This is a genomic window from Oleiphilus sp. HI0128 (assembly GCF_001635365.1).
Window position 1 is genome coordinate 1 of the sequence record NZ_LWGG01001483.1, and the last position, 540, is coordinate 540.

Consider the following 540-nt stretch of genomic DNA (forward strand, 5'->3'; position numbering starts at 1 on the left):
ATAGCAGTATAGACCTAAACTTCGGATTCTAAAGGATGTTTAGTGATTTATTCACCTCCCTAAAATTAGCCCTCAGATAAAAACAGGCCTGACTAAGAGAAAATATCTAAAACGGATTTGGAACCTTTCTGCAAACCTCTTGTCCTAAGTTCTACAGTTGCTTAAAAGAATCCCGATAGAGTAGGAATTTATGAAAAAAACACTTTGGATCGTCAGTTTGCTTAGTATTATTACCTATCTGAGCGCAATCACCCAAGCAGCACAAGAGCCTGGGGCATCCACCATGAGTAAAGGCGCCATTGTCTCAGCGAGCGACACGGCGATTTTTGCCGGCGGCTGCTTCTGGTGTACCGAAGCAGACTTTGAAAAGCATAAAGGAGTACTTTCCGCCACGTCGGGCTATATCGGAGGTAGTGAACAGTCACCCGCATACAAGCAAGTAGCCTCAGGCAAAACCGGCCATGTCGAAGCGGTTCTAGTAAAATTTGACCCTAAAGTCACAAATTATCAGTCCCTACTTGATGTTTACTGGAAACATAT

The 540-nt window shown here is 43.5% G+C and carries 1 protein-coding gene; it reads left to right on the forward strand.

The features are described 5' to 3' along the window. Positions 1-190: 190 nt before the first annotated feature. Positions 191-540 (forward strand): peptide-methionine (S)-S-oxide reductase (locus A3763_RS24505; RefSeq protein ID WP_231872312.1); only part of this gene is annotated, 350 nt, incomplete at its 3' end.